Origin of the sequence: Streptomyces sp. NPDC048297, from assembly GCF_043201585.1 — a bacterium.
In the GTDB taxonomy this organism is placed as follows: Bacteria; Actinomycetota; Actinomycetes; order Streptomycetales; family Streptomycetaceae; genus Streptomyces.
On sequence record NZ_JBICZA010000009.1, the window covers coordinates 87,312 to 108,653 of the forward strand.

The window sequence follows — 21,342 nt, forward strand, 5'->3', positions numbered from 1 at the left end:
GACATACCGCCATGCTCGGCTGCCGATCGAGAACCCGTACCAGGACCGCGTCTTCGCCCACGGCCGGCTGAGCCGATGGGTGCCGATCGCTCGTACGCGTACGGCGCCGCCGCCGGCCTCCTGGGCGACCTGCTCCTCGGTGATCCACGCCGCGGGCATCCCGTCGCCGTGTTCGGGCGTGCGGCCGGCGCCATGGAAGGCGCGTTGTGGCACGACCACCGCGGCTGGGGTGCGCTGCACACCGCCGTGTGCGCCGGAGGCGCCGTCGCGCTGGGTGTGGTGGCCGAGCGCGCCGTGCGCCGCTCCCCCGCCGCGACCGTCGCGCTGACCGCGGCTGCTACCTGGGCCGTCGTCGGGGGCACTTCACTGGCCCGGGAGGCCCGAGCCGTCGGGCATGCCCTGCGGGCCGGGGACGTGGCGACCGCCCGTGCGCGGCTGCCGCACCTGTGCGGCCGGGACCCCCAGGCGCTCGACGCCGACGGGATCGCCCGCGCGGTGGTCGAGTCGGTCGCGGAGAACACCTCCGACGCCGTCGTGGGCGCGCTGGTGTGGGGCGCGGTCGGCGGGGTTCCGGGGCTGCTCGGGTTCCGGGCGGTCAACACCCTGGACGCGATGGTCGGCCACAAGTCCCCCCGTCTGCGGCGCTACGGCTGGGCCTCCGCCCGCCTGGACGACGTCGCCGGCTGGCCGGGGGCACGGCTGACCGCCGTACTGGCCACGCTCGCCGGACCCGATCCGCGCGGCGCCGTGCGGGCGTGGCGGGCGGACGCGGACAGGCATCCGAGCCCCAACGCCGGTCCTGTCGAGGCGTCGTTCGCGGGTGCCCTCGGGGTACGCCTCGGCGGGACGCTGTCCTACGGCGGGCGCGTCGAGCACCGGCCCGTGCTCAACGGGGCCGCCGGGCGGCCCGTCCAGGTCACCGACATCGACCGGGCGGTACGGCTGTCCCGCCGCGTCGGCCTGCTCGCGCTCGGCACCACGGTCGCCGCGCGCGTCCTGCTGAAGAACCTGAAGGGACGGGGCAAGTGAACGGTGGTCTCCTCGTCGCCGGCACCACCTCCGACGCCGGCAAGAGCGTCGTGACGGCCGGGATCTGCCGGTGGCTGGTGCGCCAGGGCGTCAAGGTGGCGCCCTTCAAGGCGCAGAACATGTCTCTCAACTCCTTCGTGACCCGCGAGGGCGCGGAGATCGGCCGAGCGCAGGCCATGCAGGCCCAGGCCTGCCGGATCGAGCCGACCGCGCTGATGAACCCCGTGCTGCTCAAGCCCGGCGGTGAGCAGAGCAGCCAAGTGGTGCTGCTGGGCAGGCCGGTGGGCGAGATGAGCGCGCGCGGCTACCACGGCGGGCGCCAGCAGAAGCTGCTGGGCACGGTGCTGGAGTGCCTGGCCGAGTTGCGGGGCACGTATGACGCGGTGATCTGTGAGGGGGCCGGTTCTCCCGCCGAGATCAATCTGCGGCGCACCGACATCGTCAACATGGGGATCGCGCGGGGTGCGCGGCTGCCCGTCCTCGTCGTCGGCGACATCGACCGCGGCGGCGTCTTCGCCTCCTTCTTCGGCACCGTCGCCCTGCTCTCGCCCGAGGACCAGGAGCTGGTCGCGGGCTTCCTGGTCAACAAGTTCCGGGGCGACGTCTCGCTGCTGGAACCCGGGGTGGAGATGCTGCGAGGTCTCACCGGCAGGCGGACGTACGGCGTGCTGCCGTTCCGGCACGGGCTCGGCATCGACGAGGAGGACGGCCTTCGTGTGTCGTTGCGGGGCACCGTCCGCGAGTCCACGGTCGCGCCGCCGCACGGCGAGGACGTGCTGCGGGTCGCCGTCTGCGCGATCCCGCTGATGTCGAACTTCACCGACGTGGACGCGCTGGCCGCCGAACCGGGCGTCGTCGTGCGGTTCGTGGACCGGCCGGAGGAGCTGGCGGACGCGGACCTGGCGGTGGTCCCGGGCACGCGCGGGACCGTGCGGGCGCTTCAGTGGCTGCGCGAGCGGGGCCTCGCCGACGCGCTGGTCCGCAGGGCCGCCGACGGCCGCCCGGTCCTGGGCATCTGCGGTGGCTTCCAAGTGCTCGGCGAGGAGATCGAGGACGACGTCGAGTCGCGCGCCGGCACCGTCCCCGGGCTCGGGGTGCTGCCCGTGCGGGTGCGGTTCGCCCGCGAGAAGACCCTGACCCGGCCGGCCGGGGAGGCCCTCGGCGAGCGGGTCGAGGGGTACGAGATCCATCACGGGGTGGCCGAAGTCCTCGGCGGGGAAGCCTTCCTGGACGGTTGCCGGGTCGGTCACACCTGGGGCACGCACTGGCACGGTTCGCTGGAGTCGGACGGCTTCCGGCGGGCGTTCCTGCGCGAGGTGGCCGCCGCCGCGGGGCGCCGCTTCGTGCCGGCCCCGGACACCTCGTTCGCCGCGCTGCGCGAGGAGCAGCTCGACCGGCTCGGCGACCTGATCGAACAGCACGCGGACACGGACGCGCTCTGGCGGCTCATCGAGTCGGGCGCGCCGCAAGGACTGCCTTTCATTCCACCGGGAGCGCCCGCATGAGCACAGTGTTGTTGTTGTCGACCGCCGACACCGATCTCCTGGCGGCCCGGTCGTCCGGCGCCGGCTACCGCATCGGCAATCCGACCCGCGTCGACGTCACCGGCGAGCTGCCGGGTCTGATCGAGGGCGCCGACATCGCGGTCGTACGGCTGCTGGGCGGAAAGCGCGCCTGGGAGGACGGTCTCGCCGCGCTGAAGGCGGCCGGGATCCCGGCGGTGCTGCTGGGCGGCGAGGCCGTACCGGACGCGGAGTTGATGGCCGAGTCGTCGGTGCCGGCGGGTGTCGTCGCGGAGGCGCTGCGGTACCTGGTCGAGGGCGGGCCCGCGAACCTGCTGGAGCTGTCCCGGTTCCTGTCGGACACCGTGCTGCTGACCGGCGAGGGCTTCGAGGAGCCGCGGAAGATGCCGGAGTACGGCGTCCGCGGCGAGCGTGCCGCCGTGGCCGGCCGGCCGACGGTGGGCGTGCTCTTCTACCGGGCGCACGAACTGAGCGGCAACACCGCGTTCGTGGACACCCTGTGCGAGGCGATCGAGGCGAAGGGCGCCAACGCCCTTCCCGTGTACTGCGGTTCGCTGCGCGGCGCGGACGCCGGGCTGTACGAGCTGCTGGGCCGGGCCGACGCGCTGGTCGCCACCGTGCTCGCGGCCGGCGGTACGCACGCCTCGCAGGCGTCGGCGGGCGGTGACGAGGAGGCCTGGGACATCGGGGCGCTCGCGGACCTGGACATCCCGGTGCTGCAGGGCCTGTGCCTCACCTCGTCGAAGCGGGCCTGGGACGAGTCGGACGCCGCGCTCTCCCCGATGGACGCGGCGATGCAGGTCGCGATCCCTGAGTTCGACGGCCGGCTGATCACCGTGCCGTTCTCCTTCAAGGAGCAGGGCCCCGACGAGGTCCCGGTGTACGTGGCCGACCCGGAGCGGGCCGGGCGGGTGGCCGGGATCGCCGTACGGCACGCGCTGCTCCGGCACAAGCCGAACGCGCAGAAGAAGGTCGCGCTGGTCTTCACCGCCTACCCGACCAAGCACTCCCGGGTCGGCAACGCGGTCGGCCTGGACACGCCCGCCTCGGCGGTCCGGGTCCTGGACGCGCTCCGGGACGCGGGGTACTCCCTCACCGAATACCCGTCCGGTGGCGACGAGTTGATCCACCGGCTGATCGAGGCCGGCGGCCATGACGTCGAGTGGCTCACCGAGGACCAGTTGGCCGCCGCGCCCGCGCGGGTGCCGCTGGCCGACTACCGGGCGTGGTTCGAGACCCTCGACGCGGAGCTGCGGGACGCCATGGTCGAGGCGTGGGGCGAGCCGCCGGGCGGCCTGTACGTGGACGGCGAGGACATCGTGCTGGCCTCGCTCCGGTTCGGGAACGTCGTCGTGATGATCCAGCCGCCGCGCGGCTTCGGCGAGAACCCGATCGCGATCTACCACGACCCCGACATGCCTCCCTCGCACCACTACATGGCGGCCTACCGCTGGCTGGACAACAGCTTCGGCGCGGACGCGGTGGTGCACATGGGCAAGCACGGCACGATGGAGTGGCTGCCGGGCAAGGGGCTGGGGCTGAGCGCCGGTTGTGCCCCGGACGCCGTCCTCGGCGATCTGCCGCTGATCTACCCGTTCATCGTCAACGACCCGGGCGAGGGCACCCAGGCCAAGCGGCGCGGGCACGCCACCGTCGTCGACCACCTGGTGCCGCCGATGGCACGCGCCGACACGTACGGCGACCTGGCCAAGCTGGAACAGCTGCTGGACGAGTACGCGCTCGTCTCGGACCTGGACCCGGTGAAGGCCCCGGCCGTGCGCGCGCAGATCTGGACGCTGGTCAAGGCGGCCGAACTCCACCACGACCTGCATGTGGACGAGCAGCCGGACGACTCCGACTTCGACGAGTTCGTCATGCACATCGACGGTTATCTGTGCGAGATCAAGGACGTGCAGATCCGCGACGGCCTGCACGTCCTGGGCGGTGGTCCGGTCGGCGAGCCGCGCGTGAACCTGGTGCTGGCCGTGTTGCGCGCGTCCCAGGTGTGGGGCGGGCAGGCGAACGCGCTGCCGGGGCTGCGGGCCGCGCTCGCCGCTCATTTCGGGCTGGTCGAGAAGGAGTTGCTGGCCGAGCCGGGAGCGCCGGTGAAGGTGCCGGTGGAGCTGACGGACCTGGTGGAGGGTCCGGCGCGCACGGGCGCCGACGCGATCGACCTGCTGGAGCAGCTGTGCCGGCGGTTCGCGCAGGGCATGGAGGACCGCGGCTGGGCGGTCGCCGACAGCGCGCCGCTGGTCCGCGAGGTCCTGGGCACCGAACTCCCGGACGCGGTCGCCGTGCTGGAGTTCGCCTGCGCCGAGGTGGTCCCGCGGCTCGCCCGTACGACGGACGAGATCGGGCACATCCTGCGCGCGCTGGACGGCGGTTACGTCCCGGCGGGCCCCTCGGGCTCGCCGACCCGCGGTCTGGTCAACGTGCTGCCGACCGGCCGCAACTTCTACTCCGTCGACCCCAAGGCCATTCCCTCCCGGCTGAGCTGGGAGGTGGGCCAGTCGCTCGCGGACTCGCTGGTGCAGCGCTACCTCCAGGACACGGGCGCGTACCCGAAGTCCGTCGGCCTCACCGTCTGGGGCACGTCCGCGATGCGCACCCAGGGCGACGACATCGCCGAGATCCTCGCGCTGCTGGGCTGCCGCCCGGTGTGGGACGACGCCTCGCGCCGCGTGACCGGGTTCGAGGTGGTTCCCCTGGCGGAGCTGGGCCGTCCACGCATCGACGTCACGGTCCGGATCTCCGGGTTCTTCCGGGACGCGTTCCCGCACGTGGTCGGGCTGATCGACGACGCCGTGCGCACGGTGGCCGAGCTGGACGAGCCGGCCGACCGCAACTTCGTGAAGGCGCACGCCGACGAGGACACCGCCGGACACGGTGACCGGCGGCGCGCCACGGCCCGGATCTTCGGCTCGAAGCCGGGTGCGTACGGCGCCGGGCTGCTGCCGCTGATCGACGCCCGCAACTGGCGTTCCGACGCCGACCTCGCCGAGGTGTACGCGGTGTGGGGCGGCTACGCGTACGGGCGCGGGCTCGACGGGCGGGCGGCGCGCGGGGACATGGAGACCGCGTTCAAGCGGATCACGGTCGCGGCGAAGAACGTCGACACGCGCGAGCACGACCTGGTCGACGCGGACGACTACTTCCAGTACCACGGCGGCATGGTCGCCATGGTCCGGCATCTGACCGGCGCCAACCCCGAGGCGTACGTGGGTGATTCGGCCGTGCCGGACCAGGTGAGGACGCGCACGCTGGGCGAGGAGACGCACCGCGTCTTCCGGGCCCGCGTGGTCAACCCGCGCTGGATGGCGGCCATGCGCCGGCACGGCTACAAGGGCGCCTTCGAGATGGCGGCGACCGTGGACTACCTGTTCGGCTACGACGCCACGGCGGGCGTGGTCGACGACTGGATGTACGAGAAGCTGGCCGGCGAATACGTCTTCGCCCCGGAGAACCGGGACTTCATGAAGAAGTCCAACCCGTGGGCGCTGCGCGGGATCACCGAACGGCTGCTGGAGGCGGCCGACCGGGGGCTGTGGGCCGAGCCGGACGCGGAGACGCTGGAACGGCTGCGCGCCACCTACCTGGAGTTGGAAGGCGACTTGGAGGGCGACCAGTGACCACCCCATTCCCCTTTACGGCCGTCGTCGGGCAGGACGACCTGCGGCTCGCGCTGCTGCTGAACGCCGTCTCGCCGGCGGTCGGCGGTGTGCTGGTGCGCGGCGAGAAGGGAACGGCCAAGTCAACGGCTGTGCGCGCCCTTTCGGCGCTGCTGCCGCGGGTGCCCGTGGTCCCCGGATGCCGTTTCTCCTGTGATCCGGCCTCCCCCGACCCGTCGTGCCCGGACGGACCGCACGAGCCGGGGCCCGGCGTCGAACGGGCGGCGCGGATGGTCGAGTTGCCCGTCGGCGCCTCGGAGGACCGGCTGGTCGGCGCCCTCGACATCGAGCGGGCGCTCGCGGAGGGCGTGAAGGCGTTCGAGCCGGGCCTGCTGGCCGACGCGCACCGCGGGATCCTCTACGTCGATGAAGTGAACCTGCTCCACGACCACCTGGTCGACCTGCTGCTGGACGCGGCGGCGATGGGTGCCTCGTACGTGGAGCGCGAGGGTGTGTCCGTACGGCACGCGGCGCGTTTCCTGCTGGTCGGCACGATGAACCCCGAGGAGGGCGAGCTGCGGCCGCAGCTGCTCGACCGGTTCGGGCTGACCGTGGAGGTCGCGGCCTCGCGGGAGCCGGACCAGCGGGTCGAGGTCGTACGGCGCAGGCTGGCGTACGACGACGATCCGGCCGGCTTCGCCGCGCGGTGGGCCGGCGAGGAGGCCGCCGTACGGCAACGGATCGTGGCGGCGCGGGAGTTGCTGGCGCAGGTGCGCCTCGGCGACGGGGCGCTGCGGCAGATCGCGGCGACCTGCGCGGCCTTCGAGGTGGACGGCATGCGCGCCGACATCGTGATGGCGCGCACCGCGACCGCGCTGGCCGCGTGGGCGGGGCGCACGGACGTGCTGGCCGAGGACGTGCGGCAGGCCGCGCTGCTGGCACTGCCGCACCGGCGGCGGAGGAATCCCTTCGACGCGCCGGGCCTCGACGAGGACAAGCTGGACGAGACGCTGGAGCAGTTCTCCGGGGACGACGTGGACGGCGACGAGGATCCGGATCCCGACGGTCCCGGTGGCGGCGGCGGTCGGCCGGCACCCGACTCGGGCCCCGAGGGCGACGGGGGCGGCGGGGGCGATGGGGGCGACGCCGCGCAGCCCGAGGCCGGTGAGGGCGGGCGGCCGCAGGCCTCCGGTGCGCGGGAGCAGTCGGCCGTACGGGCCGCCGAGCCCTTCCGCACCAAGGCGCTGAGCGTGCCCGGCATCGGCGAGGGTGCGGCCGGGCGGCGCTCGCGGGCGCGGACCGAGCACGGGCGGACCACCGGCTCGCGTCGGCCCTGCGGGACGCTGACCAAGCTGCATCTGGCGGCGACCGTGCAGGCCGCGGCTCCGCACCAGCGGGCGCGCGGCCGGTCCGGTCCCGGGCTGGTGGTGCGCCGGGACGATCTGCGGCAGGCGACCCGGGAGGGGCGCGAGGGGAACCTCGTGCTGTTCGTGGTCGACGCCTCCGGGTCGATGGCGGCGCGGCAGCGGATGGGCGCGGTGAAGGGGGCCGTGCTGTCGCTGCTGCTGGACGCCTACCAGCGGCGGGACAAGGTGGGACTGGTGACCTTCCGGGGCGCCGGCGCCGATGTCGCGCTGCCGCCCACGTCCTCCGTGGATGCCGCCGCCGTCCGGCTGGAGTCGCTGCCGACGGGCGGCCGTACGCCGCTCGCGGCCGGGCTGCTCAAGGCGCACGAGGTGCTGCGGGTCGAGCGGCTGAGGGATCCGGCGCGGCGGGCGCTGGTGGTCGTGGTGACCGACGGACGGGCCACCGGTGGGCGGGAGCCGGTCGCGCTGGCGGGGCGTGCGGCGCGGCTGTTCGCGGCCGACGGGGTCGCCTCCGTGGTCGTGGACTGCGAGTCGGGTCCGGTGCGGCTGGGGCTCGCCGGGCAGCTCGCGGGTGAGCTGGGCGGTACGGCGGTGACGCTGGACGAGCTGCGGGCGGACTCGATCGCCGGGCTGGTCAGGGATGTGCAGGGGGCGCACGGGACGCAGACGCGGGGAACACAGGGGACGCAGGGGACGCAGGGGACTTCGAGGAGGGCCGCGTAATGCCGCAGGGACAGCCGAGTGTCGTACCGGACGACGGTCTGACGACGCGCCAGCGACGCAACCGTCCGCTGGTCGTCGTGCACACCGGGATCGGCAAGGGCAAGTCGACCGCCGCGTTCGGTCTCGCGCTGCGCGCCTGGAACCAGGGGTGGCCGATCGGGGTGTTCCAGTTCGTCAAGTCGGCGAAGTGGAAGGTCGGCGAGGAGAACGCGCTGCGCGTGCTCGGCGCCTCCGGCGAGGGCGGGAGCGTCGACTGGCACAAGATGGGCGAGGGCTGGTCCTGGGTCCAGCGGGACGCGCAGATGGACAACGAGGAGAAGGCCCGGGAGGGCTGGGAGCAGGTCAAGCGGGACCTCGCGGCCGAGACGTACCGGCTGTACGTGCTGGACGAGTTCGCGTACCCGATGCACTGGGGCTGGGTCGACACCGATGAGGTGGTCGACGTGCTGCGGAACCGGCCGGGGACCCAGCATGTGGTGATCACCGGGCGGAACGCGCCCGAGAAGCTGGTCGGCTTCGCGGACCTCGTGACGGACATGTCCAAGGTCAAGCACCCCATGGACGTGGGGCAGAAGGGCCAGAAGGGCATCGAGTGGTGAGTTCGTCGATGCCGTCAGTGCCGTCAGTGCCTCGGCTGGTCGTCGCCGCGCCGTCGTCGGGCAGCGGCAAGACCACCGTCGCCACGGGGCTGATGGCCGCGTTCGCCGCGCGGGGGCTCGCCGTGTCCCCGCACAAGGTCGGACCGGACTACATCGACCCCGGGTACCACGCGCTCGCGACCGGGCGGGCGGGACGCAACCTGGACGCGTACCTGTGCGGTCCGGAGCTGGTCGCCCCGCTGTTCCTGCACGGGGCGCGGGGGTGCGATCTCGCCGTCGTCGAGGGCGTGATGGGGCTGTACGACGGGGCCGCGGGCCAGGGCGAGTTCGCGTCCACCGCGCATGTCGCCAAGCTGCTCGGGGCGCCGGTGGTGCTGGTCGTGGACGCGTCGTCGCAGTCCCGGTCGGTGGCCGCGCTGGTGCACGGGTTCGCGTCCTGGGATCCGGAGGTGCGGATCGGGGGCGTGGTCCTGAACAAGGTCGGGTCGGACCGGCACGAGGAGATCGTGCGGGAGGCGCTGGACTCCTCCGGGGTGCCGGTGCTGGGTGCGCTGCGGCGGGTTCAGCAGGTGGACACGCCGTCCCGGCATCTGGGGCTGGTGCCGGTCGCCGAGAGGCGGGCCGCCGCGGTCGAGGCCGTGGCCGCGATGGCCGAGCAGGTGGCCCGTGGCTGCGACCTGGCCGCGCTGGAAGCACTTGCCCGTGCCGCCGGTCCCGTACCGGGGCGCTCCGCTCCCTGGACCCCCGAACCCGTGCCCACCCCCGGCCCTCCTCGGCCGGCCGGGAAGCGGGCGCCTGTCGTGGCCGTTGCCGGCGGGGAGGCGTTCACCTTCTCCTATGCCGAGCACACCGAGCTGCTCGCCGCCGCCGGTGCCGAGGTCGTCACCTTCGACCCGCTGCGGGACGAACAACTCCCGGACGGCACCGCGGGGTTGGTCGTCGGCGGTGGTTTCCCCGAGGTGTACGCGGCCGAGCTGTCCGCGAACGAGCCGCTGCGCAAGGCCGTCGCCGAGCTGGCGCTGAGCGGTGCGCCGGTCGCCGCCGAGTGCGCGGGGCTGCTCTATCTGTGCCGGGAGCTGGACGGCAGGCCCATGTGCGGGGTGCTGGACGCCGGCGCGCGGATGAGTGACCGCCTGACCCTCGGCTACCGGGACGCCGTGGCCGTCGGGGACAGCGTGCTGGCCGTCGCCGGGACGCGGATGCGGGGGCACGAGTTCCATCGCACCGTCGTCGAACCCGGCGCCGGTGCCGCTCCCGCCTGGGGGCTCACCGCCCCGGTGCGGCGGGTCGAAGGTTTCGTACAGCAGGGCGTGCACGCGAGTTATCTGCACACGCACTGGGCGTCGCAGCCCGGTGTGGCCCATCGGTTCGTGGAGAGGTGCCGGACGTCATGAGCAGCAGGCTGGTCGGAGTCGGGGTCGGTCCCGGTGACCCGGAGCTGGTGACCGTCAAGGGGGTCAACGCACTGCGCGCGGCCGACGTCGTCGTCGTACCGGTGATGGACACCGGGGAGCGGGGCCGGGCCGAGGCGACCGTGCTGCACTACGTGCCCGCGGAGAACGTCGTCCGGGTGGTGTTCGCGCTGAACGAGCGGACCGACCGGGCGCGCCGGGAGGCCGCCTGGGACGCGGCGGGCGCGCGGGTCGCCGAACTGCTCGGCCGCCATGGGTCCGTCGCGTTCGCCACCATCGGGGATCCCAACGTGTACTCGACGTTCACGTATCTCGCGCAGACCATCGTGGAGCTGGTGCCGGGTGTCGTGGTCGAGACCGTGCCCGGGATCACCGCCATGCAGGACCTGGCCGCGCGCTCGGGTGCCGTGCTGACCGAGGGCACGGAACCGCTGACGCTGGTGCCGGTGACGGCGGGTTCGGCGGTCCTGAAGGACGCGCTGGCCGGGCCGGGAACCGTCGTGGCCTACAAGTTCGGGCGGCAGGCCACCGAGGTCGCCGAGGCACTGCGGGAGACCGGCCGGATCGGCGACGCGGTGTGGGGCTCGGCCCTCGGCCTGCCGGAGGAGTCGGTCCGCCCGGCCACCGAACTGGACGGGGAGCCACTGCCCTACCTCTCCACCCTGATCGCACCCCCGCGACGCGAGGGCGGCCGGGGCGGCAAGCTGTGACGGCTACGGCGGTTTCCACCACCGGCGGGCAGGGGCCCTCGGTCACCGGGGGCCCAGGAAGCCGGGGAGGCTCGGCGGCGGAAGACCGGGCCGGGGCTGTCGGCGGCGGGCGCGGGGACTCGGGCGCCGAGGGATCGCCGGGCTCGGACGCCGCAGGCCCGGAAGGCTCGGCGGCAGAAGGCCGGGCCGGGTCGGCCGATGGCGGGCACGGGGACTTGGACGTCAGGGGGTCGGGCGGCTCGACCGGCGGAGACCCTGACGGCGCGGCGGCGGAAGACCGGGCTGGAGCAGCCGACGCCGGGCGCGGGGACTCGGTCAGCGGTGCTCGCGGAGGGTCGGTTGTGGGGAGCCGCGTCGGGCCGGCCGCCGCAGACCCCTGCGACTCAGACATCAGCGGGCGCCGGGACCCGGCAGCCGGAGGCGGCCAGGCCGGTTCGGGCGCCGAGAGCCAGACCCGCACAGTCGCCGCCAGGCGCATGGGCTCGGGCGCCGGGCATCGGGGTTGCTCAGCCACCGGGAACCCCGTCCGCTCAGCCGCCGGGAACCCCGTCCGCTCAGCCGCCGGGAACCCCGTCCGCTCAGTCGCCGGGGACCCGGTCCGCTCGGTCACCGGGAACCCCGTCCGCTCAGCCGCCCGAGATGCCGACCACCAGCCAGATGAAGGCCGCGCCGGCGACCGTGCACAGCAGGGTGGAGCGGGCCGGGTGTTCGTGGTGGGCCTCGGGGAGGATCTCGGCGGCGGCGAGGTAGAGCAGGACGCCGCCGAAGAGGCCGAGATAGCCGCCGAGCACCGGCTCGGGGATGTGGATGAAGGCGGTCGACAGGGCGCCCACGAGCGGTGCGCAGGCGTCGGCGACGAGCATGCCCATCGCCCGGCGGCGCGCGTTGCCGTACAGGTTCGTGAGGGTGAAGGTGTTGAAGCCGTCAGCGAAGTCGTGCGCGATCACGGCGAGTGCGACGGACGTGCCCATGCCGCCGCCCACCTGGAAGGCCGCGCCGATCGCCACGCCGTCCATCGCGCTGTGGCCGACCATCGCGGCGGCCGCCGTCAGGCCCACCTCGGGCGCCCGGTGATTGTGCTCGGCACCGCCGTGCGCCGCGCGCCGGGCGGCCAGCGTGCGCTCCACCAGGTGGGCCAGCAGGAAACCGGCCACGAACAGCAGCAGGGCGGCGGGTACGCCGAAGATCTCGCCGCCGGCCACGTGCAGCGCCTCCGGCAGCAGGTCCAGGCCGACCACGCCCAGCATCAGTCCGCCGGCCAGGCCCAGGACCAGGTGCCGACGGTCGGTCACACGCTGGGCCGTCCATCCCCCGGCCAGCGTCATCAGGAACGCGCCGAGCGCGACGAAGACCGCCATAGGGCCTTGCTATCCGATGGAGGGCTCTTCGCGCACATCCGGCACCACCAGAACCACCCCAAACTCTGATAATCATCCCATTTTGATTCGCGATTCCGATGCGTGATGCAGATACGTGATTCCGATGCGCGATTCCGATGCGCGTTCCGAAGCGCGTCTTCGTGCGAGATACGAGAGGACCCCTTCCCATGGCCGATGCCCCCACCGGCAAGGTGACGTTCGTCGGTGCCGGCCCCGGCGCCGCCGACCTGCTGACGTTCCGCGCCGCGCGCGCGATCGCCGAGGCGGACGTGGTGATCTGGGCGGCGAGCCTGGTCCAGGAGGAGGTCCTGGAGCACGCGCGCGAGGACGCGGAGATCCTGGACTCGGCGACCATGTCCCTGGAGGACGTCGTCGCCGTCTACCTGCGTGCCCACGCCGAGGGGCTGCGCGTGGCGCGGATCCACTCCGGTGACCCGGCACTGTGGGGCGGCACGCAGGAGCAGCTCGACCGGTGCGACGAGATCGGGATCGCGACGGAGATCGTCCCCGGTGTCTCCTCCTTCTCCGCCGTCGCCGCGCTCGCGCGGCGCGAGCTGACCATCCCGGAGGTCGCCCAGTCCGTGGTCCTCACCCGGCTCGGCGGCGGCAAGACGCCGATGCCGCCCGGCGAGGAGGTGCGCGAGTTCGCCCGGCACGGCACCACCATGGCGATCTTCCTGTCGGCGGCGCGCAGCGGCCAGCTGGTGCGGGAGCTGCTGGAGGGCGGCTACCCGACGGACACCCCGGTCGTCATCGCGCACCAGGCGACCTGGCCGGAGGAGCTGGTCGTGAAGTGCACGATCGGCACGCTGGAGGAGACGGTCAAGGAGCACAAGCTCTGGAAGCACACGCTCTTCCTGGTCGGCCCGGCCCTGGACGCCCACGGCACCCGCTCGCACCTGTACCACCCCGGTCACTTCCACGGCTACCGCAAGGCCGACCCGGAGGCGCGACGGGCGCTGCGCGAGCAGGGAGCGAGCAGTTGATCACGGTCGTCGGCACGGGCACGGGCACGGGCACCGGCACCGGCACCGGCACCGGGGCTGAAGCGCCGGTCCCGCCTGACGTGCTCGCCGGGGCCGCCCTGGTGGTCGGCGGACGGCGCCACCTGGACGCGGCACGGCTGCCCGAGGGCGCGGAGCGCATCGTGCTCGGGCCGCTGGCCCCCGCCCTGGAGACGATCGCGGAGTACGTCGGCAAGGAGCTGCCGGTCCTCGTGCTGGCCTCCGGGGATCCCGGGTTCTTCGGGATCGTGCGGGCGCTGGCCGAGCGGTTCGGGTCCGGGCGGCTGGACGTGCGGCCGGGGGTGTCCTCGGTGGCCGCCGCGTTCGCGCGGATCGGGCTGCCGTGGGACGACGCGGTCGTCGTCAGCGCGCACGGGCGTGACCTGCGCACGGCGGTCAACGTGTGCCGGGCGCACCCGAAGACGGCCGTGCTGACCGGGCCGGGGGCCGGGCCCGCCGAACTCGGGGCGGCCCTGATCGCCGACGGCGACCGGGTGCTCGTCGTGGCGAGCGCGCTCGGCGATCCGGAGCGGGAGCGCGTGGAGCGGGTGACGCCCGCCGAGGCCGCCGCCCGGGGCTGGGGTACGGCGGTCAGCGTGGTGCTGTGCCTGGACGAGGCACGGGCGCTCGGTGCCGTGCGCACGGTCTCCGGGATGCCCGAGCGGCCGTCCGGATGGGCCCTGGACGAGGGCGAGTTCGCGCACCGCGACTCGATGATCACCAAGTTCGAGGTGCGGGCACTGGCCCTCGCCCGGCTGGGGCCGCGCCCGGGAGACCTGGTGTGGGACGTCGGCGCGGGCTCCGGCTCGGTGGCCGTGGAGTGCGCGCGGCTCGGCGCGGCGGTCGTCGCCGTCGAGAAGACCCCGGACGGGGTCGGGCGGATCCGTGCCAACGCGGACGCGCACGGTGTCGATGTGCGCGTGCTGCACGGCGAGGCTCCGGGCGCCCTGTCCGGCCTCGCCGACGATCCCGACGCCGTGTTCGTCGGCGGCGGGGGGCGTGAACTGCCCGCCGTCGTCGAGGCGTGCGCGCGGCGGGCCCGGCGGACCGTGGTCGTCGCCATGGCCGCGCTGGACCGGGTGCCGGCGGCGCGACAGGCGCTGACGAACGCCGGGTTGCGCTGCGACGGCGTGCTGCTGCAGTCGTCCCGGCTGGCACCGCTGCCGGGTGACGTGACCCGGCTCGCGGCCACCAATCCCGTTTTCCTGCTGTGGGGCGTGCGGCCTCCGGCATCCAGTGAAGGAGTGACTGCGTGATCGGCCTCATTTCCGCCACCGCGGCGGGGGCGGCGGCGCGCGACCGGCTGGCCGCGGCCTGGCCGGAGCGTACGCGGGTGTACGACGGCCCGGTCGGGGAGGCCGTACGGGCCGCGTTCGCCGAGTGCGGGCAGCTGGTGTGCTTCCTGGCGACGGGCGCGACGGTACGGCTGATCGCGCCGCTGCTCGGTGACAAGGCGAGCGACCCGGGTGTGGTGTGCGTGGACGAGGGCGGCCGGTTCGCGGTGTCGCTGGTCGGCGGGCACGGCGGCGGCGCCAATGAACTCGCCCGTGAGGTGGGCGCGTTGCTGGGTGCGGAGCCGGTGGTGACGACGGCGACTGACGCGGTCGGGCTGCCGGGCCTCGACACCCTCGGGTTCCCGTTCGAGGGTGCGGTGGCCTCGGTGTCACGGGCTCTGCTGGACGGTGAACCCGTCACGCTGGAGGCCGAGTTGCCGTGGCCGCTGCCTCCGCTGCCCACCTCGCCGCAGGGGTCGTACACGATCCGCCTGACGGACCGGGCCGTCGAGCCGGGTGAGCGGGAGGTGCTGCTGCGGCCCCCGTCCCTGGTGGTCGGCGTCGGCGCGTCCAGCGGCGCGCCCGTCGAGGAGGTGCTCGGGCTGGTCGAGGAGACGCTCCGGGAGGCCGGTCTTTCGGTCCGGTCGGTGGCCGAACTCGCCACCGTGGACGCGAAGTCGCGGGAGCCGGGCATCGTGGCCGCCGCCGGGCGGCTGGGGGTGCCCGTGGTGACGTACCCGGCCGAGGAGCTGGCCGCCGTCGAGGTGCCCAACCCGTCCGGGGCGCCGCTCGCGGCCGTCGGCACCCCGTCCGTGGCGGAGGCGGCGGCGCTGGTGTCCGGCGGTGAACTCCTCGTGCCCAAAAGGAAGTCCGAGCGCGCCGACGGGCGGCCCGCGATGGCGACCTGTGCCGTCGTACGGCGTCCGGCGCGCGGGCGGCTCGCGGTGGTCGGACTCGGGCCGGGCGCCCGGGACCTGCTCACGCCCCGCGCGGCCGACGAGCTGCGCCGGGCCTCCGTGCTGGTCGGGCTCGACCAGTACGTCGACCAGATCCGCGACCTGCTGCGGCCCGGCACCCGGGTGCTGGAGTCGGGGCTCGGCGCGGAGGAGGAGCGGGCCCGTACGGCGGTCGCCGAGGCGCGGAAGGGGCATGCGGTGGCGCTGATCGGCAGCGGCGACGCGGGCGTGTACGCCATGGCCTCGCCCGCGCTCGCGGAGGCGTCCGACGACATCGACGTGGTCGGTGTGCCGGGGGTGACGGCGGCGCTGGCCGCCGGGGCGATCCTGGGCGCGCCGCTCGGACACGACCACGTGTCGATCAGCCTGTCCGACCTGCACACGCCGTGGGAGGTCATCGAGCGGCGGGTGCGGGCGGCGGCCGAGGCGGACATCGTCGTGACCTTCTACAACCCGCGCTCCCGGGGCCGCGACTGGCAGCTGCCCAAGGCCCTTGCCATCCTCGCGGAGCACCGGGAGCCGACGACGCCGGTCGGTGTCGTCCGCAACGCCTCGCGGCCGGACGAGTCCAGCCGGCTGACCACGCTCGTGGCGCTGGACCCGGCGAGCGTCGACATGATGACCGTCGTCACCGTGGGCAACACCGCGACCCGGGACGTCGCCGGACGCATGGTGACCCCGCGCGGCTACCGCTGGCAGGAAAGCACGCAGGTGAGCACGCGGGCGGGCGATCAGGAGCCCCCTCAGGTGAGCAGCACGCGGGGGAGCACGCGGGCGAGTACGCAGGAGGAGGCCCGGTGAACAGGATCGTCCATCCCATCGAGCAGGAGTCCTTCCGGCGGCTGCGCGCCCGCCTGGACACCTCGCACTTCCCGCCGCTGACCCGGGCGGTGGTCGAGCGGGTCATCCACTCCGCCGCCGACCTGGAGTACGCGAACGATCTCGTCATGGACGAGGAGGACCTGGTCACGGCGCACGCTGCGCTGCATGCCGGGGCGCCCGTCGTCGTGGACGTGGAGATGGTCGCGGCGGGCATCACCCGCCGGGAGACCGTCTGCCGGCTGAAGGAGGCCAAGTCCGGGCCGGGGCTGACCCGTTCGGCGCACGCGGTCCGGCTCGCCCACGAGCAGGTCGGGCCCGGCGCGATCTGGGTGATCGGCTGTGCGCCGACCGCCCTGGAGGAGCTGCTGACCCTGGACGCCTCCCCCGCACTCGTCATCGGCCTGCCCGTCGGCTTCGTCGGCGCGGCCGAGTCCAAGGAGGCGTTGCGCGCGAGCGGGCTGCCCGCCGTGAGCAACGTGTCCGAGAAGGGCGGCTCGGCGGTCGCCGCCGCAGCGCTCAACGCCCTGCTGTACCACCCGATCCACCCGAAGGAGACACCGTGACCACCCCTCCCCCCGCGCTGCTCGTCGCCGGCCACGGCACCCGGGACGAGGCCGGAGCCGAAGCGTTCCGCGACTTCGTACGGGAGCTGGGCCGCCGGCACCCCGAACTGCCCGTCGCCGGCGGCTTCATCGAGCTGTCCCCGCCGCCGCTCGGCGACGCCGTCGCCGAGTTGGTGGAGCGCGGGGTACGGCGGTTCGCGGCCGTGCCGCTGATGCTGGTGTCCGCCGGGCACGCCAAGGGGGACATACCGGCGGCGCTGGCCCGCGAGAAGGAACGGCACCCGGGGATCTCGTACACGTACGGGCGTCCGCTGGGCCCGCATCCGTCGCTGCTGTCGGTGCTGGAACGGCGGCTGGACGACGTTCTCGGCGACGGGGACCGGGCCGATGTCACCGTGCTGCTGGTGGGGCGCGGGTCCACCGACCCGGACGCCAACGCCGAGGTGCACAAGGCGGCGCGGCTGCTGTGGGAGGGGCGCGGGTACGCCGGTGTGGAGACGGCGTTCGTGTCGCTGGCGGCGCCGGACGTGCCGAGCGGCCTCGACCGGTGCGTGAGGCTGGGCGCCCGGCGGATCGTCGTCCTGCCCTACTTCCTGTTCACCGGGATCCTGCCGGACCGGGTGCGTGAGCAGACCGGGCGGTGGGCGGCGGCGCACCCCGAGGCCGAGGTGCGCTCGGCGGACGTCATCGGGCCCGAGCCGGAGTTGCTGGACCTGGTGATGGAGCGGTACGAGGAGGCCGTCAAGGGCGATCTGCGCATGAACTGCGACTCGTGCGTGTACCGGATCGCGCTGCCGGGGTTCGAGGACAAGGTGGGACTGCCGCAGCAGCCGCACTTCCACCCCGACGACGACGGACACGACGGCCACGGGCACGGACACGGACACGGACACGGGCACCACCAGCACGGAGGGCACTCCCACAGCCATGCGCACTGAGAACTCCGGACACTCCGAGCAGGCCGCGCACACCGGGCAGAGCGCGCACGCCGCGGACGATCTGCGGCATCACGGCGACGCCGAAGTGCGCGACGACGGGGCCGCGCTGGTCGACCTCGCCGTCAACGTACGGACGGACACGCCTCCGGCCTGGCTGCGGGACGTGATCACCGCGTCCCTGTCCTCGCTCGCGGCCTACCCGGACGGGCGGGCCGCGCGGGCGGCGGTGGCGGCGCGGCACGGGCTGCCGGTGGACCGGGTGCTGCTGACGGCGGGCGCGGCGGAGGCGTTCGTGCTGCTGGCGCGGGCGCTGAAGGTGCGCCGGCCGGTGGTCGTGCATCCGCAGTTCACCGAGCCGGAGGCGGCGCTGCGGAATGCGGGGCACAGCGTGGACCGGGTGCTGCTGCGGGAGGCCGACGGCTTCCGGCTGGACCCGGCGGCCGTCCCGGAGGACGCCGACCTGGTGGTGATCGGGAACCCGACCAATCCGACGTCGGTGCTGCATCCCGCCGACACGATCGTCCGACTCGCCCGTCCCGGGCGGACGTTGGTGGTCGACGAGGCGTTCATGGACGCGGTGCCGGGTGAGCGGGAGGCGCTGGCCGGGCGGACCGATGTGCCGGGTCTGGTCGTGCTGCGCAGTCTGACCAAGACATGGGGGCTGGCCGGGCTGCGGATCGGGTACGTGCTGGCTCCCGCGGAGATCGTCGCCGCGCTGGAGCGGGCGCAGCCGTTGTGGCCGGTGTCGACGCCGGCGCTGGCGGCAGCACAGGCGTGTGTGGCGCCGCGCGCTCTCGCGGAGGCGGCGCACGTGGCGCACCGGATCGCGGCGGACCGGGGGCATCTGGTGGAGGGGCTGGCCGCGTTCGCGTCCCGCGGGGTGCGGGTGGTGGCGCCACCGGAGGGGCCGTTCGTCCTGGTCAGGATGGCTGGGGCCGCTCCGGTACGACGGCAACTGCGCGAGCTGGGCTACGCGGTGCGGCGTGGGGACACGTTTCCCGGGCTGGGCGAGGAGTGGGTGCGGCTCGCCGTGCGGGACCGGGCCACGGTGAGCGGTTTTCTGGCCGCGCTGTCAGCTGTGCTGCCGTAACAGGGCGCCGCTCCAGCCCAGTGCCGTAACAAGGCGCCGCCCCGGCCCAGTTGCCCGGCTGGAGCGGCGCCTCGGGTTCATGCGTGGCGTCAGCCCTTCCTGCGGCGTGCCACCGTGACCGCGCCTGCGCCCACCAGCAGCAGCGCCAGCGCGCCGCCGGCGATGTACGGGGTCGTCGAACTGCCGCCCGTTTCCGCGAGGTCGGCTCGGGCGCCCTGGGGTTTCACGGCGGCGACCGGGGCGTGACTCTGGACGGGGTGGCTCTGGACGGAGTGGTTCTTCGGCGGGTGCGTCGGCGACTCGCACGTGGCCTTGGCCAGAGTGACCGTTCCTTCGACGTCCGCGACGTTGAGTTTCAACGGGTTGACGGAGACCTTGAGTTCGAGGGCCGTCGCGGCGGCCGTGCGCGTGGTGGTCCGGTGCTGGGAGAGGTCGAGGCGGACCTCTCCGACACCGGGCACCTTCACCTCGGTGGGGCCGCCGGCGGTGAGCGTGACCCGCTTGCCGAGGACGGTGACGGCGCCGAGGACGTTCGCCGAGGCGACGGGCTGCTTGCCCACGTCGCAGGTCGCCTTGGCGGTCACCGTGTCGGCCTCGATCACGGAGAGCAGGGGCAGGCCCGGCACGTGGACGCGGGCGTGGACGATGCGGACGGAACCCTCGGCGCGCTTCGGCGTCACGGTGGCCCTGGCCGAGGCGACGTCCGCGCCGAGGACCGTGAACGGACTGCCTCCGTTCACGCCGTCGAGCCGGGCCGACAGCGCGGTCCTGTCGGCGCTGCGCGGTGCCTGGACCTCGTTGAGGGAGAGCGCGAGCGGGACGTTCACGGTCTTGTTGAGCAGGGACACGTCGAGCCCGGTGCGCAGCACGACGGCGGAGGCGCGACCGTGGTCTTCGGTCGCGTGCGCGGCGCCCGCGCCCAGGACCGCGGGACCTGCGGTGAGGGCGGTGACCGTCGCCAGGGCGGCGAGACGGCGTGCGGGCATGCGGAAGTTGTTGCTGTTCAAGGTGGTGGGACCCCCAGAAGGAACATGCTTGGGACCCGACAACTGTTACGCACTGAGGGTGAACGGGCGGCAATCCTGAGTTACTTCACTCATTCGTGGATATTCCGCACACCTCTTCGAAATATGTGGCACACCCGTTCCCCGCGCCCCCTACGCGCCCGCGCCCTTACGCCCCCTATGCCTCTACGCCCCTATGCCTCTACTCAACGACATGCCCGTTCAGCACCACCCTGCGCGGCGCCGCCAGCACCCGCACGTCCGCCCGGGGATCCGCCTCGTACACGACGAGGTCGGCCGGTGCGCCCTCCTCCAGGCCGGGGCGGCCGAGCCAGGCGCGGGCACCCCAGCTCGTCGCCGAGAGCGCGTCCAGCGGTGGGATGCCGGCCGTGACCAGTTCCTCGACCTCGGCCGCGACCAGCCCGTGGGCCAGCGAGCCGCCCGCGTCCGTGCCGACGTACACCGGGATCCCGGCGTCGTAGGCGCCGCGCACGGTGTCGTAGCGGCGCTCGTGCAGCCGGCGCATATGGGCCGACCAGCGCGGGTACCGGGTGTCGCCGCCGGCCGCGAGCCGCGGGAAGGTGGCGATGTTGACGAGGGTCGGGACGATCGCGACGCCACGCTCGGCGAACAGCGGGATCAGGTCGTCGGTGAGGCCGGTGGCGTGCTCGACGCAGTCGATGCCCGCCTCGACCAGGTCGCGCAGCGAACTCTCCGCGAAGCAGTGGGCGGTGACGCGGGCGCCGAGCCGGTGGGCCTCGGCGATGGCCGCCTCGACGGCGTCACGCGGCCAGCAGGCGGACAGGTCGCCGAGGTCGCGGTCGATCCAGTCGCCGACCAGCTTGACCCAGCCGTCGCCGCGCCGGGCCTCCTGGCCGACGTACGCGACGAGTTCACCGGGCTCGATCTCGTGGGCGAAGTCGCGGATGTAGCGGCGGGTGCGGGCGATGTGCCGGCCGGCCCGGATGATCTTCGGGAGGTCCTCGCGGTCGTCGACCCAGCGGGTGTCGGAGGGCGAGCCCGCGTCACGGATCAGCAGAGTGCCGGCCTCCCGGTCGGTCAGCGCCTGCTTCTCGGCGGTGTCCGCGTCCACCGGCCCCTCGGCACCGAGGCCGACATGGCAGTGCGCGTCGACCAGGCCGGGCAGCGCCCAGCCCTCCACGGTCCGCACGTCCCGGACGCCGGCGGGGCGGTCGTAGGAGACCCGGCCCCCGACCACCCACAGCTCGTCGCGGACGTCCTCAGGTCCCACGAGGACCCGGCCCTTCACGTGCAGCACCGCGTGACCGTTCATACACAGCACCTTAAAGGGCACTTTCCTGTCCTTACGATCTCTCCCGC

16 protein-coding genes are annotated in these 21,342 nt (G+C 74.0%); 13 read left to right on the forward strand and 3 right to left on the reverse strand.

The window, feature by feature from the left end; translation table 11 throughout:
• Positions 1–75 precede the first annotated feature (75 nt).
• From ACGFYV_RS12330 to cobI, 7 genes are read left to right on the forward strand one after another with little or no spacing between them, the layout of a single operon-like run.
• On the forward strand, positions 76–1,029 hold the full coding sequence (locus tag ACGFYV_RS12330; protein ID WP_393878296.1) for a cobalamin biosynthesis protein: 954 nt from the start codon (positions 76–78) through the stop codon (positions 1,027–1,029).
• Complete coding sequence (locus tag ACGFYV_RS12335; RefSeq protein ID WP_393878297.1) at positions 1,026–2,534, forward strand: cobyric acid synthase; 1,509 nt, start codon at positions 1,026–1,028, stop codon at positions 2,532–2,534. Before ACGFYV_RS12330 ends, ACGFYV_RS12335 begins: the two co-directional genes overlap by 4 nt.
• Positions 2,531–6,181, forward strand: a complete 3,651-nt coding sequence (gene cobN / locus ACGFYV_RS12340) for a cobaltochelatase subunit CobN (RefSeq protein WP_393878298.1) — start codon at positions 2,531–2,533, stop codon at positions 6,179–6,181. The genes ACGFYV_RS12335 and cobN overlap by 4 nt, the downstream gene beginning before the upstream one ends.
• Positions 6,178–8,250: a putative cobaltochelatase gene (locus ACGFYV_RS12345; RefSeq protein ID WP_393878299.1), complete on the forward strand. Its 2,073-nt coding sequence runs from the start codon at positions 6,178–6,180 to the stop codon at positions 8,248–8,250. The genes cobN and ACGFYV_RS12345 overlap by 4 nt, the downstream gene beginning before the upstream one ends.
• A complete protein-coding gene (cobO, locus tag ACGFYV_RS12350; RefSeq protein WP_393878300.1) occupies positions 8,250–8,849 on the forward strand; it encodes a cob(I)yrinic acid a,c-diamide adenosyltransferase in 600 nt (199 codons plus the stop codon). The genes ACGFYV_RS12345 and cobO overlap by 1 nt, the downstream gene beginning before the upstream one ends.
• Positions 8,850–8,857: 8 nt before the next feature.
• On the forward strand, positions 8,858–10,243 hold the full coding sequence (locus ACGFYV_RS12355) for a cobyrinate a,c-diamide synthase (RefSeq protein WP_393878301.1): 1,386 nt from the start codon (positions 8,858–8,860) through the stop codon (positions 10,241–10,243).
• Positions 10,240–10,971 (forward strand): precorrin-2 C(20)-methyltransferase, encoded by a 732-nt coding sequence (cobI, locus tag ACGFYV_RS12360; RefSeq protein WP_393878302.1) that lies wholly within the window; start codon positions 10,240–10,242, stop codon positions 10,969–10,971. The genes ACGFYV_RS12355 and cobI overlap by 4 nt, the downstream gene beginning before the upstream one ends.
• Before the next feature lie 626 nt (positions 10,972–11,597).
• Here cobI and ACGFYV_RS12365 read toward each other — a convergent pair.
• Positions 11,598–12,329 (reverse strand): ZIP family metal transporter, encoded by a 732-nt coding sequence (locus ACGFYV_RS12365; protein ID WP_393878303.1) that lies wholly within the window; start codon positions 12,327–12,329, stop codon positions 11,598–11,600.
• 188 nt (positions 12,330–12,517) lie between these two features.
• Here ACGFYV_RS12365 and cobM point away from each other — a divergent pair, with 188 nt between their 5' ends.
• The 6 genes from cobM to cobC are packed head-to-tail and all read left to right on the forward strand — an operon-like array spanning position 12,518 to position 18,997.
• The gene (gene cobM / locus ACGFYV_RS12370; RefSeq protein ID WP_393878304.1) at positions 12,518–13,336 is read left to right on the forward strand and encodes a precorrin-4 C(11)-methyltransferase; all 819 of its coding nucleotides are present in this window, start codon (positions 12,518–12,520) and stop codon (positions 13,334–13,336) included.
• Positions 13,333–14,610 (forward strand): precorrin-6y C5,15-methyltransferase (decarboxylating) subunit CbiE, encoded by a 1,278-nt coding sequence (cbiE, locus tag ACGFYV_RS12375; RefSeq protein WP_393878305.1) that lies wholly within the window; start codon positions 13,333–13,335, stop codon positions 14,608–14,610. The genes cobM and cbiE overlap by 4 nt, the downstream gene beginning before the upstream one ends.
• The gene (gene cobJ, locus ACGFYV_RS12380; protein ID WP_393878306.1) at positions 14,607–16,385 is read left to right on the forward strand and encodes a precorrin-3B C(17)-methyltransferase; all 1,779 of its coding nucleotides are present in this window, start codon (positions 14,607–14,609) and stop codon (positions 16,383–16,385) included. The genes cbiE and cobJ overlap by 4 nt, the downstream gene beginning before the upstream one ends.
• The gene (locus ACGFYV_RS12385) at positions 16,382–16,969 is read left to right on the forward strand and encodes a precorrin-8X methylmutase (protein WP_393878307.1); all 588 of its coding nucleotides are present in this window, start codon (positions 16,382–16,384) and stop codon (positions 16,967–16,969) included. Before cobJ ends, ACGFYV_RS12385 begins: the two co-directional genes overlap by 4 nt.
• Positions 16,966–17,907 carry a sirohydrochlorin chelatase gene (locus tag ACGFYV_RS12390; RefSeq protein WP_393878308.1) on the forward strand — a complete coding sequence of 314 codons (942 nt, stop codon included), beginning with the start codon at positions 16,966–16,968 and terminating at the stop codon, positions 17,905–17,907. Before ACGFYV_RS12385 ends, ACGFYV_RS12390 begins: the two co-directional genes overlap by 4 nt.
• Entirely contained in the window at positions 17,897–18,997 is a 1,101-nt protein-coding gene (cobC, locus tag ACGFYV_RS12395; RefSeq protein ID WP_393878309.1) for an Rv2231c family pyridoxal phosphate-dependent protein CobC, read from the forward strand. Before ACGFYV_RS12390 ends, cobC begins: the two co-directional genes overlap by 11 nt.
• 89 nt (positions 18,998–19,086) lie before the next feature.
• Here the strand turns inward: cobC and ACGFYV_RS12400 are convergent, their stop codons facing one another.
• The gene (locus ACGFYV_RS12400; RefSeq protein WP_393878310.1) at positions 19,087–20,004 is read right to left on the reverse strand and encodes an SCO1860 family LAETG-anchored protein; all 918 of its coding nucleotides are present in this window, start codon (positions 20,002–20,004) and stop codon (positions 19,087–19,089) included.
• A 199-nt stretch (positions 20,005–20,203) separates the two neighbouring features.
• Complete coding sequence (locus ACGFYV_RS12405) at positions 20,204–21,295, reverse strand: amidohydrolase family protein (RefSeq protein WP_393878311.1); 1,092 nt, start codon at positions 21,293–21,295, stop codon at positions 20,204–20,206.
• Between the last annotated feature and the right edge of the window lie 47 nt (positions 21,296–21,342).

Coding starts and splice junctions, on each gene's coding strand:
- ACGFYV_RS12330 (WP_393878296.1), top strand. CDS start 76: ATGGGTGCCGATCGCTCGTACGCGTACGGCGCCGCCGCCGGCCTCCTG.
- cobO (WP_393878300.1), top strand. CDS start 8,250: ATGCCGCAGGGACAGCCGAGTGTCGTACCGGACGACGGTCTGACGACG.
- ACGFYV_RS12365 (WP_393878303.1), bottom strand. CDS start 12,329: ATGGCGGTCTTCGTCGCGCTCGGCGCGTTCCTGATGACGCTGGCCGGG.
- ACGFYV_RS12355 (WP_393878301.1), top strand. CDS start 8,858: ATGCCGTCAGTGCCGTCAGTGCCTCGGCTGGTCGTCGCCGCGCCGTCG.
- cobI (WP_393878302.1), top strand. CDS start 10,240: ATGAGCAGCAGGCTGGTCGGAGTCGGGGTCGGTCCCGGTGACCCGGAG.
- cobN (WP_393878298.1), top strand. CDS start 2,531: ATGAGCACAGTGTTGTTGTTGTCGACCGCCGACACCGATCTCCTGGCG.
- ACGFYV_RS12405 (WP_393878311.1), bottom strand. CDS start 21,295: ATGAACGGTCACGCGGTGCTGCACGTGAAGGGCCGGGTCCTCGTGGGA.
- cobM (WP_393878304.1), top strand. CDS start 12,518: ATGGCCGATGCCCCCACCGGCAAGGTGACGTTCGTCGGTGCCGGCCCC.
- cobC (WP_393878309.1), top strand. CDS start 17,897: ATGCGCACTGAGAACTCCGGACACTCCGAGCAGGCCGCGCACACCGGG.